A 15701-nucleotide genomic window follows, 5' to 3' on the forward strand; every position below is an offset into this window, starting at 1 on the left:
ACATGAAAAGCCCGAGGGCGTTAGAGCCTCGACCAACATCGGATTCGCCCGACGATGCTCCGCAGCACCCTCGCCTGGCTCGGCACGCTCGCCCTCTACCTCCTGCTCGCCGGTGCCGCCGGCACCCACGAGGTCGCGACCGGGATCGTCGTGGCGGGCCTGACGACAGCGTGGGCCGGGCGGATCCGCACCGAGGCGAAGCGGCACTTTCGCTTCTCGCGCACCCACCTCGCCCCCTGGAGCCGGGCGCTCGCGGGCTTAGGGTCCGCGACCCTGCGCACCGGTGCCGCGCTGGCGCGGGCGGTCCTGGTCGGCAGCCATCCGGGCCACGCCCATCGCCGGCCGTTCCGTCGCGGGCCGGAGGACGAGCCGGCCGAGCGGGCCCGGCGGGCCGGGGCCGTGCTCCTCGCCTCGCTCGCGCCCGACAGCTTCGTGCTGCGCGCCGATCCCGGCCGCGACGAGGCGCTGATCCACGCGCTCGGCGAGTCGCCCCCGCCGGCCGATCCGCGGTGGCTGGCATGACCGGGCCCTGGCTCGCCGCCGCGCTCGCGCTGCTGCCGCCCTTTGGGCTCGCGGTCGCGGCAGCGGCCCGCGGCAGCCTCGCCTCCCGCCTCGTGGCGGTGCAGCTCGCCACCTCGGTCGCGGTGCTGCTCCTCGTCGTGATGAGCTTCGCCCTCGACCAGCCGGCCGTGATCGACCTCGGGCTTGTCCTCGCGGTGCTGACCCTGCCCGGCACCCTGCTCTTCGCGATGTTCCAGGAGCGCTGGCTGTGAGCGTCCCCGTCGGGCTCTGCCTCGCCCTCGCGGTGCTCGCTGCCTGGATCGCCGCCCTGGCGTTCTGGCGGCTCACGACTCCCCTGGAGCGGCTGCACACCGTGACCTTCGTCAACGTCGCCGGGGGTGCAGCACTTGTCCTCGCCGCCTGGCTGACCGACGGGCTCTCGCCGCGGGCGTTGAAATGCACCGCGATCTGGCTGGCGACCCTGCTCGTCGGCGCGCTCCTCTCACACGTCACCGGCCACGCGCTGCACATCCGCGACGGGGAGCGGCGATGAGCGGCCTCGTCGCCGGCCTCCTGATCCTCGCCGCTGGCTCGGGCTTGCTCGTGGTGATCACCCGCGACCCCAGGCGGCAGGTCTACGCGCTCGCCGGCAACGGCCTCGTCCTCGGGCTGCTGTTCCTGGCCTTGGAGGCTCCCGACGTTGCCCTGTCGGAGATCGCCGTCGGCACGGCGGTGACGCCGTTCCTGTTCCTCGTCGCGCTCGCCGCCATTGCCACGGACCGGGTCGGGCGATGAGCGTGCGGATCCGCCTCGTCGTTCTCGCCCTCGCGTTCCTGGCGCTGGCGCCGGCCGTGGCCCACGTCGCCCTCGCCCTGCCGGGCTTCGGCGCGCCGATCTCGCCCTACGGGCAGGCGGTGAACGCCCTGTTGCCGGACCTGCGCCACGTCACCAACATGGTGGCGGCAGTCAATTTCGATGTGCGCGGCATCGACACGCTGGGCGAGGAGTGCATGCTGCTCTGCGCCGTGACCGGTGCGACGGTGCTCCTGCGCGGCGCCCGCGGCGAGAGCGGGGCCGAGCGGGCGGGCCACGTGCCCGGGCGTCCGGTGATCCCGCGCGCCGACGCGACGGTGCTCGCCTGCCGGATCGCCGCGACGCTCACCCTGCTGCTGGGTCTCTCCATCGCGCTCCACGGCATGACGACGCCGGGCGGCGGCTTCCAGGGCGGGGTCATCGTCGCCTCGAGCCTGCTGCTCCTCTATCTCGGCGAGGGCTACGCGGTGTGGCGGACTCTGGTGCGCGGGCCGGTGCTCGCCCTGCTCGAGGGCGGAGGCGCGCTGCTCTACGTCCTGGCAGCGGCAGTCCCGCTCGTCATCGGCCGGCCGGCCCTGGAGAACATCCTGCCCCTCGGCACCCTCAAGGACCTCTATTCCGGCGGGCTGATGATCGTGGTCAACGCCGCGGTCGCCCTGTCGGTGACCGGCAGCTTCGGGCTCCTGCTCCTCGAATTCATGGAGGAGACCCGCGCGCCCGACCGCGATTCCGTGCCCGACGAGGAAGGCCGATGAGCGCATTGCCCTGGTTCGTGGCCGCTTGGCTGTTCGGGGTCGGGCTCTACGGGCTGGCCACCTCGCGCCACGCCGTACACCTCGTCGGGTGCCTCACCGTGTGTCAGTCGGCGACCTACGTGCTGCTCCTTGGCCTCGGCTTCGTGGACGGCGCAGGACCGCCGATCTTCTACGACCATCCGCCCGGCACGCCGGCGGTCGACCCGATCGTGCAGGCCCTGGTGCTGACCGACATCGTGGTCGGCGCCGCGGTGTCGGCGCTGCTGCTCGCCATCGCCGTCCAGGTGCAGAAGCGCCGCCACACCCTCGATCCGCAGGCCCTGCGGCCCCTTCGCCCACCCGATTCCGCGCCCGAGCGGTCGTCCCGGTGAATCCCGACGCCGTCCTTCCTGTCGCGGTGCTGCTGCCTCTCGGCGTGGCGACGTTGATGCTCGGCCTCGCCCACTGGCTGCCGCCGCGCCTGCCGAAGGTACTAGCGATCCTGACCGCGCTCGCCGTCTGCGGTTTGTGCGCCTGGCTCGCCCGCCAAAGCCTCGACGGACCGGTACGACACTGGTTCGGCGGCTGGACGCCCGACGCCGCGCAGCGGCCGGACGTGGTCCTCGGCATCGGCTTCCAGGCCGATCCGGCGAGCGCTGCCCTCGCGGCCTTCTGCGGCCTGCTGTTTGCCGCCACCTTCGTCTTCGCCTGGGGCTACTTCGACGCCGAGCACGCGCATTTCCAGGTGCTGATGCTGCTCTTCCTCGCGGCGATGGTCGGCTTCTGCCTCACCCGCGACCTGTTCAACCTGTTCGTCTGGTTCGAGCTGATGAGCGTCGCGGCCTTCGCGCTCACCGCCTACCCGCTCGGCCGCAGCGCGCTCGAGGGCGCCTTCAACTTCACGGTCACCAATGCGCTCGCGAGCTTCCTGATGCTCGCGGGAACCGGGCTGCTCTACGCCCGCACCGGCACCCTCGACTTCGCCGCCATGGGCTGGATCGTCGCCGGGATCGGTGGCGACCCGGTCGTGACCGGCGGCTTCGTGCTGGTGGCCGGCGCCCTTCTCACCAAGGCGGCGATCCTGCCGTTCCACCTCTGGCTCGCCGACGCCCACGCCGTCGCACCGAGCCCGGTCTCGGTGATCTTCTCCGGCGCGATGGTCAGCCTCGGCCTGTTCGGCCTCGCCAAGCTGGTGGCGCAGGTCTTTGCCGGCGATCCTACCGTCATGGGGCTGGTGCACGGGCTGATGCTGTGGCTCGGTCTGGCCACCGCGCTCGTCGCCGGCCTCATGGCCTTCGCCCAGCGCCACCTCAAGCGGCTGCTCGCCTTCTCGACCATCGCGCATCTCGGCATCATGCTGACGGCGCTCGCCGCCGATACGGGCACGACGAGGGCGGGCCTGCTCCTCTACGTGGTCGGGCACGGCCTGGTGAAGGGCGCGCTGTTCATGGTGGCGGGCACGCTCCTCGCCCTGCGGCAATCGGCCGACGAGATCGTGCTCTACGGCCGGGGCCGGGGCCTGTGGCCGCCGGCCCTGGCGATGGGGCTCGGCGGCCTCCTCCTCGGCGGGCTGCCGCTCGGCCTGATGCACGGCGCGACCGGGCTGATGGAGCACGGGGCCGGCCCGCTCGTCACCGCAGGCACGACGCTGGCCACCGCGCTCACCGGCGGCGCGGTGCTGCGCGCCGCCGCGCGAATCTTCCTGCGCGCCAGCGGCGTGCCGGGGCCGGAACTCCTCGCTCCGACCGAGCGCGAGCGCGAGAAGCCCGACCGCCCGCTCTGGCTGATGGCCCTGCCGGCGCTCACCCTCGTCGCGCTGGCGCTCACGCCCTACGACGCCGTGGCCCCGTTCCTCGGCGCCGCGGCGGCACGCCTCGCCGATCCGGCAGCGCTTCCTCTGGTGCTGTCGCCGGCCGAACTCGGCAACCTTGCGCCGATCGGACTGACGCTCGGCGTCCTGGCCCTCGCCCTCATGCGCCGCCGTGCGGTGTCACGGGCGATGCGGCGGCTTACCGGGGTGGAACGGGCCGGCTTCGGGGGGCTGCAGGCCCTGCATAGCGGGCTGGTGGGCGATTACGTGACTTGGATGGCCGTGGGTCTGGCGCTGTTCGCGGTGGTCTGCGCGCTGACTTGAGTGCCTCGCGAGCCGCCCTTCGGGCCGTCACCGTCGCGGCGATCTGCGACAGACCAACGATCGAGCCGCAGGACGCGAACTCGGCCTCGCCGAAAGCTCAGGCTGCCGGCGCATGCCCGGCTTGCGGTTTCTGAAGGCCCATGCGCCCGGAGAACCGCGGCTCTCAGGTGGAGACGTGACTTCGAGGCCACGGCCGCGATCCCTCGCTCCGGGCAACGGAACCATAATACCTATACAGAGTATATTGCCAAGGATGCGGGGCGACCGCCGTCCGGAGATCGGGGAGCGAGACTGCAAGCGGAATGGCGCAGATCTTTCGTCCGGGCGCCGACACTCTGGCGCGCGCGGTCCTCGCAGGCATCGCCGTCGTTCCGGTCCTCGCGGTCGGGATGGCCACCACCCTGTGGCGCTCTCCCTACGCCACCGCCCAGGACGTGACCCGCGAGCAGCCGGTGCCGTTCAGCCACGAGCACCATGTCGGCGGGCTCGGGATCGACTGCCGCTATTGCCACACCTCGGTCGAGAAGGCCGCCTTCGCGGGCATTCCCCCGACGGAGACCTGCATGAGCTGCCACTCGCAGATCTGGACCAACGCGCCGATGCTGGCTCCCGTCCGCACCAGTCTCGCTGAGGGTCGGCCGCTGGTCTGGCGGCGTGTCCATGTCCTGCCGGACTACGTCTACTTCAATCACGCGGTCCACGTCGCCAAGGGTGTCGGCTGCGGGACCTGCCACGGCGCGATTCAGACCATGAAACTGGTGCGGCAGGTCGCGCCCCTCACCATGGGCTGGTGCCTCGACTGCCACCGCAATCCCGGACCGAACCTTCGTCCGCGCGAGGCGGTGTTCGACATGACTTGGACGCCGCCCGCGGGTCAGGCGGAGCAGGGCACCCGCCTTGCCGCCACCTATCACGTGAAGTCGCCGGCGCGGCTCAGCGAGTGCTCGATATGCCACCGCTAACCGGCCTTCCCCGCCGCGAGGCCCTGCAGCTGCTGGGCGCCGGCATCGCGCTCGCGGCGGGAGGATGCTCCCGGCCAGACGAAGAGATCCTGCCTTACGTGCGCCAGCCCGAGCAGCTCTTGCCCGGGGTGCCGGCGCGCTATGCCACGGCGCTTCCCCTCTCCGGCTTCGCCCGGGGCGTCCACACCATCGCGGTCGACGGCCGGCCGATCAAGATCGAGGGCAACCCGCTCCACCCCGGCAGCCGCGGCGCCACCGACGTCTTCCTCGAAGCCGCGATCCTCGATCTCTACGACCCCGACCGCTCCCGCGCACCGAGCGAGCGCGTCGCCGGCATCGCCTCCTGGGAGGCGTTCGGCAAGGCCTATGCCCGGCCGCTCTCCGAGGCGCGGGCGCGACGGGGGGCGGGCTTCCGGCTGCTGACCGGTCGGATCACCTCGCCGACGCTGCTGCGCCAGATCGTGGGCCTGCGGGAGGCGATGCCGGAGGCGGCCTGGCACGTCCACGAACCGCTCGACGAGGCTAATGCCCGGGCCGGCGCCGCGCTGGCCTTCGGGCGTCCGGTGCGGGCCCTGCCGCGGCTCGACCGGGCCGAGATCGTGGTCTGCCTGGAGGCCGATCCCCTCGGGCCGGGACCGGACCAGATCCGCCTCTCCTCCGCCCTGATGGAGCGCCGGCGCGACCCGGCCCGGTTCGGCCGCCTGTACGTGGCGGAGGGCCTGCCGACGCTCACCGGCATCAAGGCCGACGAGCGCCGCGCCCTGGCGCCGCCGGCGGTCGCCGCCCTCCTCGTCCATCTCGCCAACGGGTTCGGCGCCGGCCTGCCCGAGCCGGGCCTGGGGGATGACGAGCGCCGTTTCGCGGAAAACATCCTGGCCGATCTGCGCAGGCATCCCGGCCGCGCCGTGGTGCTCGTCGGCGAGGCGCTGGAGCCCGCCTTCCACGCCCTCGCCCACTGGCTCAACGCCCGGCTCGCAGCGCCGATCGGCTGGATCGCGCCGCCGGACGCGCTGCCGGACCATCCGCCGGGCGACCTCGCGGGGCTCTGCAAGGACATCGCCGCGGCCAAGGTCTCCTGCCTCGCCATCCTCGGCACGAACCCGGTCCAGACCGCGCCGGCCGGTCTCGGGTTTCCGGAACTGCTGCGGCGGGTCCCGTTCAGCGTCCAGGTCGGCACCCATGCCGACGAGACCGCGGGCGCGGCCCACTGGCACCTGCCGCTCGCCCACGACCTCGAATCCTGGTCCGACCTACGGGCCACCGACGGCACGGCGAGCCTGGTCCAGCCCCTGCTGCGCCCGCTTTACGGCGGCCGCTCGGTGCACGAGATCCTGAACTTGCTCACCGGCGCCGAGGCCCGGCGCGGCTACGACATCGTGCGCGAGACCTGGCAAGGCTCCTGGGAGCGGCACCGCCGCCCGGACGACCGCGAGTTCGAGGGCTGGTGGCGCCGCTGCCTGCACGACGGGACGATACCGGGCAGCGCCGCCGCACCGGCTCCGGTCCCCGCGCCCGCCCTGCCGGTCCTGCCGCCGGCGCCCGCTCCTCCCGCCCGGGCTCCTGGCGACCTCACCCTCCTGCTCACCCCCGACCCGGCCCTGTGGGACGGACGCTCGGCCAACAACGCCTGGCTGCAGGAATGCCCGCACCCGGTGACGAAACAGGTCTGGGGCAACGCTCTCCTCCTCTCGCACCGCGAGGCCGCGCGGCGCGGCGTCGAGGACGGCCAGGGCGTCAGCCTCACCGTCCGCGGCGTCTCGGTGGTCGCGCCGGTGGCGGTCGTGTCGGGGGTCGCCGACGGCGTGGCGGGGTTGAGCCTCGGCCATGGCCGGGCGCGCGCCGGGCAGATCGGCAACGGTATCGGGGTCGACGGCTATCGGCTCATCGGGTCGGGCACGGGGCGACTGGTCCGCGACGTGAGCCTCACGCCCCTCGACGAACGGCACGCGATCCTGCGCACGCAGAACTACACCCAGATCGAGGGCGAAGCCGAAAAGCTCTTCCCGCGCATCAACCTCGCGGCCCTGGCCTCCTCGGCGCCCAAGGGAAACGGTTCGGGAAACGGGTCGGATCAACCCACGCTGCTGGCCCCCTGGACCGGCGACGCCGACGGCCATGCCTGGGGCATGGTGATCGACACCATGGCGTGCATCGGCTGCAACGCCTGCGTGATCGCCTGCCAGTCCGAGAACAACGTGCCGGTGGTTGGTCCCGAGGAGATCGCCCGCGGCCGGATGATGCACTGGCTGCGCGTCGACATCTACGATTCCGGCAAGTCCGAACCAGGGAAGCCGGAGCGGATCGAGGCCGGGTTCCAGCCGGTGCCGTGCATGCATTGCGAGCATGCGCCGTGCGAGCCGGTCTGCCCGGTGGCGGCCTCGGTCCATGACGGCGAGGGGCTGAACCTCCAGGTCTACAACCGCTGCGTCGGCACCCGCTTCTGCGAGGCGAACTGCCCCTACAAGGTGCGCCGGTTCAACTTCTTCGGCTACGCCGACGGGCAGGAATACGCGAATCTCGGCGCCGCGCCGGTGCGGGCGCAGCGCAACCCCAACGTCACGGTGCGGGCCCGCGGCGTGATGGAGAAGTGCACCTATTGCGTCCAGCGCATCGCGACCGAGCGCCAGGCGGCCGAGCGCGACGGGCGCCCGATGGGCGAGGTCGCCACCGCCTGCCAATCGGCTTGCCCGACGAAGGCGATCCGCTTCGGCGACCTCGCGGCGAAGGACAGTTCGGTGGCGGCGCAGCGCTCGGATCCGCGCCACTACGCGCTCATGGAGGAGCTGAACACCCGGCCGCGCACCACCTACCTCACCGACCTGCGCAACCCCGCCCGGGAGGACCGGACGTGAGTAGCCAGCCCCACCCGTTGATCGATGCCGAGCGCCTCAGCTACGGGGCGATCTCGGAAGCGGTCGCCGACCCGATCCAGCGGACCGGCTTCGGCCGCGCCTGGGTAATCGCGCTTCTCTGCACCCTGCCCTTCGTCGTCCTGACGCTCGGCGCGATCGGGGCGGTGCTGACCGTCGGGATCGGGCTGTCGGGGGTGAACACCACCGTGGTCTGGGGCTTCTCGATCGCGAACTACGTCTGGTGGATCGGTATCGGCAATGCCGGCACGCTGATCTCCTCGATGCTGCTGCTCACGCGCCAGCGCTGGCGCGCCTCGATCAACCGCTTCGCCGAGGCGATGACCCTGTTCGCCGCCGCCATCGCGGGGCTGTTCCCGATCATCCATCTCGGCCGGCCGCTCTACGCCTACTGGCTCGCGCCCTACCCGAACACCATGGATCTCTGGCCGCAATGGCGCTCGGCCCTGGTCTGGGACTTCTGGGCGATCCTGAGCTACCTGCTGTTCTCGGCCCTGTTCTGGTACACCGGCCTGCTGCCGGACCTCGCCACCATGCGCGACCGCGCGCGGACGCGGGCCGGCCGGGTGATCTACGGCGCGCTGGCGCTCGGCTGGCGCAACTCCGCCCGGCACTGGCGCGCCTACGAGACCTTCCACCTCACCATGGCGGCGCTCGCGGTGCCCCTCGTCTGCTCGGTCCACTCGATCGTCGGGCTCGACTTCGCCGCGAGCCTGATGCCCGGCTGGCAGGAGAGCATCTTCCCGCCCTACTTCGTCGTTGGCGCGATGTTCTCGGGGTTCGCCATGGTGGTGGTGCTGGCGATCGTGATCCGCTGGGGCCTGAACCTCCAGGCGATGATCACGCCGGCGCATTTCGACGCCATGGCGAAGGTGATGCTGTTCGCCAGCATCGTCATGGCGTTCTCCTACGCCACCGAGTGGTTCACCGCCTGGTATGGCGGCGAGCACGCCGACCGCACGGTCGTCGGGTATTTCTTCACCGGCGCTTACGCGCCGCTCTACGGCCTGCTGCTGTTCTGCAACTGTCTGGCGCCCCAGGCGCTGTGGTGGCGCCGGGTGCGGCGGAACCTGTGGTGGCTCGCCGGGATCTCGGTGCTGATCAATGTCGGCATGTGGCTCGAGCGGATCCTGATCGTCTGGAACACGCTCTCGCACGGCCACGCGATCACGCTCTGGCGGACCTACCACACCAGCCTCTACGACCTCGCGATTCTCGTCGGACCGCTCGGGCTGTTCGCCTTCCTGTTCCTGGTGCTGGCGCGCCTTCTGCCGATCGTCTCGATGCACGAGGTGCGGCAGCTGGCGCGGGACGAGGGGGCGGCGCAGCCATGACCACGCCCCTGCTGGCCGAGTTCGACACCCCCGACGCCCTCGTCACCGCGTTGCGCCGCGCCCGGGCGGACGGCCACCGCGCCGTCGACGCCTTCACGCCCTTCCCCCTCGAAGAGCTCGCGGACGCCTTCGTCCCTGCCCCGCGCTGGATCCGGCCCGCCATGGCGCTCGCCGGGTTTGGCGCGGCCGCCACGATGTACGCCCTGCAATGGTGGAGCGCCGTCCACGACTACCCGCTCAATTCCGGAGGCCGGCCGCTGCACAGCTGGCAGGTCTTCGTGCTGGTGCCGTTCGAGGTCGGGGTGCTGGCCGCTGCCATCGCGGGCTTTACGGCCTTCCTCGTCACCTGCGGGCTGCCGCGGCTGCACCACCCGCTCTTCGTGATGCCGCAATTCGAGCGGGCGAGCCAGGACCGCTTCCTGCTCCTCGTGGCGCCGAAGGGCGACCCGGAACCCCTGCGCCGGCTCCTCGAGGAGGCCGGGGCCGGACTGGTGGCGGAGACGCATCCGTGACCGGCCGGCTCCTGCCCTCCGTCCTGCTTCCGTCGCTCCTGCTGCTCGGCGCCTGCGACGACCTTTCGATGGCGCGGCAGAAGCGCTACGACGTCTACCGCCGCGCCGACCTCTGGGTCGACGGGGCCGAGGCCCGTACCCCCCCGGACGGGACGGTGCAGCAGGGCGCGCTCGCCGATGAGGCGGCGCTGACCGATCCGCCCCCGGTGGACGCCGCGCTGCTGCAGCGCGGGCGCGAGCGCTACGAGGCGATCTGCACCCCCTGTCACGGACTGACCGGCCACGGCGACGGCATGATCGTCGCCCGCGGCTTTCCAAAGCCTCCCTCCTACCACGAGGAGCGGCTGCGGGCGGCGCCCGCCCGCTACCTCGTCGACGTCATCACCAACGGCTACGGCGTCATGTATCGTTACGCCAACCGCGTCGAGCCGCGGGACCGCTGGGCGATCGCCGCCTATATCCGCGCCCTCCAACTCTCGCAGGGCGCCCGCGTCGCCGAGGTGCCGGGGCTGGCGGAGAAAATTCCGGCAGGGGCGAACCTGGAGGGGCGCCCGTGACCGAGGCCCTCGCCCGCGGCTGGCTCCTTGCCTGGATCGCCTTCGGCGCCGCCCCCGCCGGCAGCCTGGTGCTGCTCCTCGTCCACCGCATCACCGGCGGGCGCTGGGGCGAGGCGCTGGCGCCGGTCCTGCGGCCGGTTGCGGCGCTCCTGCCGCTCGTCGCCCTCGGCTTTCTCGGCGTCGCGCTGGCGCTGCCGGCGCTCTATCCCTGGGCGGCGGATCCGGGCACGGTGAAGCCGGACGTCGCCGCCCTTTATCTCAACCCGCTTCTGTTCGTGGCTCGCGGCGCGGTCGCGCTTCTCGGCTGGTCGGTACTGGCCTGGCTGGTGCTGGCCGAGCGCTGCACCCGGCTCGTCGCCGGCCTAGGCCTCGCCTTCTACGGCCTGACCATCAGCCTCGTTCCGGTGGACTGGATCCTGTCGCTGGAGCCCCGCTTCACCTCCTCGGCGTTCGGCGCCGGGTTCGCCCTCAACCAGATCCTGGCCGCCTTGAGCCTCGCCGCCGTGGCGAGCCCACGCGGGCTCGACGAGAGAACCGCGCCCGACCTCGCCAACCTGCTGCTCGCGATCCTGCTCGGCGTGCTCTACGTCGGCCTGATGTCCTACGTGGTCGCCTGGTACGGCGACCTGCCACCGAAGGCGGCCTATTACCTGCGGCGCGCGGCGGAGCCCTACCCGGGGCTGATCGCGGCCTCGGTCGCGGCCGGCGGCCTCCTCCCGTTCCTGCTCCTGCTCCTTGAGGCGGTGCGGCGCAGCCCCGGGGCCCTGCGGCTCGTCGGACTTCTCGTCCTCGTCGGGCTGGTCTTGCGCGGCTGCTGGCTCGTGCTGCCGGCCTGGGGACCGGGGGCGGGCGGGGCGGCACTCGCCGCCGGGCTGTGGCTCGCCGGGCTCGTCGTCGTCGCGCGCCTGGCCTTGCGCCTCGCCGGCCGGCTCGGAGGGAGGCTCCGGCATGCCTGACACCGCCGAACCGGTGCGCGACGACGCGGTCGGCCATGCCGAGGGGCCGCCGGAGGCGCCCGACATCCGCCTGAAACCGGTGCTGCTCGCGGGCGTGTTCATCGTGGTCTTCGTCGCTGTGACCCTCGCAGGCATGCGTCTCTACCGCGACATGGTGATCACCAGCCCCAACACCGAGGAGCCCCGCACCTTCGCCGGCCCCGCCCTGCAGCGCGACCCGCAAGGAGACCTCGCCCGCCTCCTCGCCGACCAGCGCCGGCGCCTCGACACCTATGGGTGGGTCGACCAAACCCGCGGCATCGCCCGCATGCCGGCGGCGGAGGCGATGCGGCGCGTCGGCGAGCGCGGGTCGGACGCCTACGCCGCCCCGCTCCAGCCGGAGCGCGTCCCGCCTCTGGGCAGCCGCGGCGGCGCCGCGAGCCCGCTGCCGCCGCCCGGCACCGTCGCGGCCTCGCCGAAAGAGGTGCGCTGATGGTCGGCCGCCTCATGCCCGAAACCGCCTCCCTCCAGGCGCTACTGACTGACCGGATCTTCATCGGGCTCACGATCGCTTCGGCGGTGATTCTCGCCCTGGTGATCGGCCTCATCCTGGTCTTCTCGATCCGCTTCCGCCGCGGCTCGAAGGCGAACCGCCATCCGCTGCCCGAGATCGTCTCGCGCGAGTTCGAGATCGGCTGGACCGCCGCGACGATCTTCCTGTTCGTGTTCGTCTTCTGGTGGGCGGCCTCGGCAGAGATCGGAGCCTACTCGGTGCCGCCGGACGCCATCGAGATCCACGTCGTCGCCAAGCAGTGGATGTGGAAGACGCAGGCCTCGAACGGCGCCCGCGAGATCAACGAGCTGCACGTGCCGGTGAACAAACCGGTCAAGCTGATCATGACCTCGCAGGACGTGATCCACTCGTTCTTCGTCCCGGCCTTCCGGTTGAAGCGCGACGTGCTGCCCGACCAGCAGACCGAGGCCTGGTTCCAGGCGACCAAGACCGGCACCTTCCACCTGCTCTGCACCGAGTATTGCGGCACCGACCACGCCCGGATGCTCGGCCGCGTCATCGTGATGGAGCCCGAAGCCTATGCAAGCTGGCTGTCGGCGCAGCCCGAGGGCGACGACCTCGCCCACCAGGGCGAGCGCCTGTTCTCCGAGCGCGGCTGCGCCGGCTGCCACGCCCCGGGCTCGGCGGTGCACGCGCCGAACCTCGCGGGGATCTGGGAGCGCCCGGTCCACCTCGAGGGCGGCCACTTCGCCACCGCCGACGCCGCCTACATCCGCGATTCGATCCTTCAGCCGAAGCGCGATGTGGTGGCGGGCTACGCCCCCGTGATGCCGAGCTATGCCGGCCTCCTCGACGACGGCGAGATCCAGGCGATCACCGCCTATATCCGCGCGCTCGGCTCCGAGCCGGTTTCGGTGCGGGAGCCCGGGACGCCGCAGGTCCGCTCCAACGTGCCGGGCGGAGTGCGCGAGCGCAGCCCCGCGATGGTACCGGGCGCGCCGGTGCTGGACGAGAATGAAGCCGGAGGCTCCCGATGAGCACCACCGCTAGCCCCACCGGCCTCGCCGACCCGGACGAACTCGACCTGCGGCTGCCGGTGAGCTACCTCGCCGACGGGCACAGCGTCCGCTCCTGGCTCCTCACCACCGACCACAAGCGGATCGCGATCCTCTACGCGGTCACCATCACGCTGTTCTTCTTCATCGGCGGGGCGGCGGCCACGCTGGTGCGGCTCGAACTCGCGACGCCCGAGGCCGACCTGCTGCGGGCCGACACCTACAACAAGCTGTTCACGCTGCACGGCGTGGTGATGGTGTGGTTCTTCCTGATTCCCAGCATCCCCAACACGCTCGGCAACTTTCTGGTGCCGCTGATGATCGGGGCCCGGGACGTGGCGTTCCCGAAGCTGAACCTGATCAGCTGGTACCTCAACGTCGGCGGTGGTTCGCTCGCCGTCGCGGCTCTGCTGCTCGGCGGGGTCGATACCGGATGGACCTTCTACGTCCCCTATTCCACGGTCTTCTCCAACACCTGGGTCTCGCTCACCGTGCTCGGGGTGTTCACCACCGGCTTCTCGTCGATCGCGACGGGGGTGAACTTCATCGCGACGATCCATCTCCTGCGGGCACCCGGCATGACCTGGTTCCGGCTGCCGCTGTTCGTCTGGGCGATGTACACGACGAGCCTGATGTTCGTGCTGGCGACACCCGTGCTCGCCGTGACGCTGCTGCTGGTCTTCGCCGAGCGCACCTTCGGCCTGCCGATCTTCGATCCGGCCCGCGGCGGTGACCCGATCCTGTTCCAGCACCTGTTCTGGTTCTACTCGCACCCGGCGGTCTACATCATGGTGCTGCCGGCGATGGGCGTGGTCTCCGAGCTGATCACCTGCTTCGCGCGTCGAAAAGTGTTCGGCTACAGCTTCATGGTCTACGCCCTGGTGGCGATCGCGGTGATCGGCTTCTTCACCTGGGGCCACCACATGTTCACCTCCGGGATGTCGCCCTACGCGGCCCTGGTGTTCTCGTTCCTGTCCTTCGTCGTGGCGGTGCCGTCGGCCATCAAGGTGTTCAACTGGACCGGCACGCTCTATCGCGGCCAGGTCGGGTTCGAGTCGCCGATGCTTTACGCGCTCGGCTTCGTCGGATTGTTTACACTCGGCGGCCTCACCGGCCTGTTCCTCGCCTCGATCCCGGTCGACGTCCACGTTCAGGACACCTACTTCGTCGTCGCGCATTTCCACTACATCATGGTCGGCGCCTCGGTCTCGGCCTATTTCGGCGGCCTGCACTTCTGGTGGCCGAAGATCACCGGACGGACCTATCCCGAGACCTGGGCTCGGTTCGCCGCGATCCTGATGTTCTTCGGCTTCAACCTGACGTTCTTCCCGCAATTCATCGCCGGCTACCTTGGGATGCCGCGGCGCTACCACGCCTATCCGCCGGAGTTCCAGATCTGGAACGTGCTCTCGTCCGCCGGCGCCGCGGTGCTGGCGGTGGCCTACCTGATGCCGCTCGGTTATCTCACATGGTCGCTGCTGTTCGGCGAGCGGGCGACGAACAACCCGTGGGACGCGAGCGGGCTCGAATGGCGCACCACCTCGCCGCCGCCGCGGCAGAACTTCTTCGGCTCGCCCCGGATCCAGGGCGGGCCGTACAACTACCATCCGGAAGGGGTCGCCCCGGTTCACGACCAGCCGCGGCTTCCCTCGCGGGGGTCACTGACATGAGCCGCGCCGACGTCGAGGCCTGCCTGCGCGAGGGACACCCCGATATCGAGGCTCGCATGCGCGAACCCTGGAGCGACCTCGAGACCGACCATGCGACCGCCTTCGCGCGCCAGCGCGACGGCGCCGCCTTCGGGATCTGGGTCTTCCTGGCGAGCGAGGTGCTGTTCTTCGGCGCCCTGTTCCTGACCTACACTGCCGCGCGCCTGGCGAACCAGGAGGCCTTCGCGGCCGCCGGGCGCGAAACCAACATCGTCTTCGGCACCCTCAACACCGCGATCCTGCTCACCAGCAGCCTGACCATGGCGGTGGCCTCGCAAGCCGCCGACAAGGGGCTGTTTCGCCGCTTGACGCTCTGGTGCCTCGCGGCCACCGCAGTCTTCGGTCTCGCATTCCTGGTGGTCAAAGGCTTCGAATATCGCGAGGATATCGAGAAGCACCTGGTGCCGGGTGCGCATTTCGCCCTGAGCCAGGCGCCGGCCCAGATTTTCTTCGGCTTCTACTGGCTCGTCACGGTGGTACACGCGATCCACCTCAGCATCGGCATCGCCCTGGTGACACGCCTCGCGGTCATGGGCTGGCGCGACGTCGACTTCCTTAAAGAAAATCCGCAGGTCGAGGTCACGGCGCTGTACTGGCACCTCGTGGATGTGGTCTGGATCTTCCTCTACCCGATGCTCTACCTGCCGGGACGGTCCGGATGAGCGAAGAGGCCGAGTCCAAGAGCACCGAGACCCCCGGCGCCCTGTGGCGCCGCAACCTGTGGGTCTGGGCCGCCCTGATGCTCCTTCTCGCTCTGAGCACCTGGGCCGCCTACTGGCCGTACGGACGCATCGACACCGCCGTGGGGTTCGGGATCGCCGGGGCCAAGACGGCGCTCGTCGCTCTGGTGTTCATGCAGCTCAAGCACGCCAGCGGCCTCGTCCGCGTCGTTGCCGCCTGCGGCCTGTTCTGGGCCGCGATCCTGTTCGCCTTGACGCTCGCCGACGTACTGAGCCGGATGGCAAACCGGTGAGAGGCGCGGGTGGCAACGTCTCCGTGAGGTAGAATTCGCAGGTGCATCCTCGCGCCCTGTCCCTGCTCGGTCGGCGCCGAGGTCCCCGGCGCCCTGTA

Annotated in this window: 18 protein-coding genes; all 18 read left to right on the plus strand. The window is 71.1% G+C overall.

Translation table 11 applies throughout. From position 1 onward, the window contains the following. Positions 1-54 precede the first annotated feature (54 nt). The 18 genes from FF100_RS13580 (at position 55) to FF100_RS13665 (ending at position 15603) form a co-directional block, all read left to right on the plus strand. Positions 55-522, plus strand: coding sequence for a hypothetical protein (locus FF100_RS13580; RefSeq protein ID WP_139036237.1), 468 nt, complete (start codon positions 55-57; stop codon positions 520-522). Continuing rightward, positions 519-773, plus strand: coding sequence for a monovalent cation/H+ antiporter complex subunit F (locus FF100_RS13585; protein WP_139036238.1), 255 nt, complete (start codon positions 519-521; stop codon positions 771-773). The genes FF100_RS13580 and FF100_RS13585 overlap by 4 nt, the downstream gene beginning before the upstream one ends. Further along, positions 770-1054, plus strand: a complete 285-nt coding sequence (locus FF100_RS13590; protein ID WP_139036239.1) for a monovalent cation/H(+) antiporter subunit G — start codon at positions 770-772, stop codon at positions 1052-1054. Before FF100_RS13585 ends, FF100_RS13590 begins: the two co-directional genes overlap by 4 nt. Beyond that, positions 1051-1296 carry a hydrogenase subunit MbhD domain-containing protein gene (locus tag FF100_RS13595; protein ID WP_099900744.1) on the plus strand — a complete coding sequence of 82 codons (246 nt, stop codon included), beginning with the start codon at positions 1051-1053 and terminating at the stop codon, positions 1294-1296. The genes FF100_RS13590 and FF100_RS13595 overlap by 4 nt, the downstream gene beginning before the upstream one ends. Beyond that, the gene (locus FF100_RS13600) at positions 1293-2069 is read left to right on the plus strand and encodes an MnhB domain-containing protein (protein WP_139036240.1); all 777 of its coding nucleotides are present in this window, start codon (positions 1293-1295) and stop codon (positions 2067-2069) included. Before FF100_RS13595 ends, FF100_RS13600 begins: the two co-directional genes overlap by 4 nt. After that, entirely contained in the window at positions 2066-2440 is a 375-nt protein-coding gene (locus FF100_RS13605; protein WP_139036241.1) for a sodium:proton antiporter, read from the plus strand. The genes FF100_RS13600 and FF100_RS13605 overlap by 4 nt, the downstream gene beginning before the upstream one ends. Further along, positions 2437-4182, plus strand: coding sequence for a complex I subunit 5 family protein (locus FF100_RS13610; RefSeq protein WP_246102071.1), 1746 nt, complete (start codon positions 2437-2439; stop codon positions 4180-4182). The genes FF100_RS13605 and FF100_RS13610 overlap by 4 nt, the downstream gene beginning before the upstream one ends. A 302-nt stretch (positions 4183-4484) precedes the next feature. Then, positions 4485-5144, plus strand: coding sequence for a cytochrome c3 family protein (locus FF100_RS13615; RefSeq protein WP_139036242.1), 660 nt, complete (start codon positions 4485-4487; stop codon positions 5142-5144). Continuing rightward, a complete protein-coding gene (locus tag FF100_RS13620) occupies positions 5132-7996 on the plus strand; it encodes a 4Fe-4S dicluster domain-containing protein (RefSeq protein ID WP_139036243.1) in 2865 nt (954 codons plus the stop codon). The genes FF100_RS13615 and FF100_RS13620 overlap by 13 nt, the downstream gene beginning before the upstream one ends. Further along, on the plus strand, positions 7993-9348 hold the full coding sequence (gene nrfD / locus FF100_RS13625; RefSeq protein ID WP_139036244.1) for an NrfD/PsrC family molybdoenzyme membrane anchor subunit: 1356 nt from the start codon (positions 7993-7995) through the stop codon (positions 9346-9348). Before FF100_RS13620 ends, nrfD begins: the two co-directional genes overlap by 4 nt. Next, on the plus strand, positions 9345-9860 hold the full coding sequence (locus FF100_RS13630) for a DUF3341 domain-containing protein (protein ID WP_139036245.1): 516 nt from the start codon (positions 9345-9347) through the stop codon (positions 9858-9860). Before nrfD ends, FF100_RS13630 begins: the two co-directional genes overlap by 4 nt. Then, entirely contained in the window at positions 9857-10417 is a 561-nt protein-coding gene (locus FF100_RS13635; protein WP_246102072.1) for a c-type cytochrome, read from the plus strand. The genes FF100_RS13630 and FF100_RS13635 overlap by 4 nt, the downstream gene beginning before the upstream one ends. Continuing rightward, a complete protein-coding gene (locus FF100_RS13640) occupies positions 10414-11373 on the plus strand; it encodes a hypothetical protein (RefSeq protein WP_139036246.1) in 960 nt (319 codons plus the stop codon). Before FF100_RS13635 ends, FF100_RS13640 begins: the two co-directional genes overlap by 4 nt. Beyond that, positions 11366-11845: a hypothetical protein gene (locus FF100_RS13645; protein WP_139036247.1), complete on the plus strand. Its 480-nt coding sequence runs from the start codon at positions 11366-11368 to the stop codon at positions 11843-11845. The genes FF100_RS13640 and FF100_RS13645 overlap by 8 nt, the downstream gene beginning before the upstream one ends. Further along, the gene (gene coxB / locus FF100_RS13650; protein ID WP_139036248.1) at positions 11845-12903 is read left to right on the plus strand and encodes a cytochrome c oxidase subunit II; all 1059 of its coding nucleotides are present in this window, start codon (positions 11845-11847) and stop codon (positions 12901-12903) included. Before FF100_RS13645 ends, coxB begins: the two co-directional genes overlap by 1 nt. Beyond that, complete coding sequence (ctaD, locus tag FF100_RS13655; protein ID WP_139036249.1) at positions 12900-14591, plus strand: cytochrome c oxidase subunit I; 1692 nt, start codon at positions 12900-12902, stop codon at positions 14589-14591. The genes coxB and ctaD overlap by 4 nt, the downstream gene beginning before the upstream one ends. After that, complete coding sequence (locus FF100_RS13660; protein WP_139036250.1) at positions 14588-15292, plus strand: cytochrome c oxidase subunit 3; 705 nt, start codon at positions 14588-14590, stop codon at positions 15290-15292. Before ctaD ends, FF100_RS13660 begins: the two co-directional genes overlap by 4 nt. After that, complete coding sequence (locus FF100_RS13665) at positions 15289-15603, plus strand: cytochrome C oxidase subunit IV family protein (RefSeq protein ID WP_139036251.1); 315 nt, start codon at positions 15289-15291, stop codon at positions 15601-15603. Before FF100_RS13660 ends, FF100_RS13665 begins: the two co-directional genes overlap by 4 nt. Positions 15604-15701 lie beyond the last annotated feature (98 nt).

Source organism: Methylobacterium terricola (assembly GCF_006151805.1).
GTDB lineage: Bacteria > Pseudomonadota > Alphaproteobacteria > Rhizobiales > Beijerinckiaceae > Methylobacterium > Methylobacterium terricola.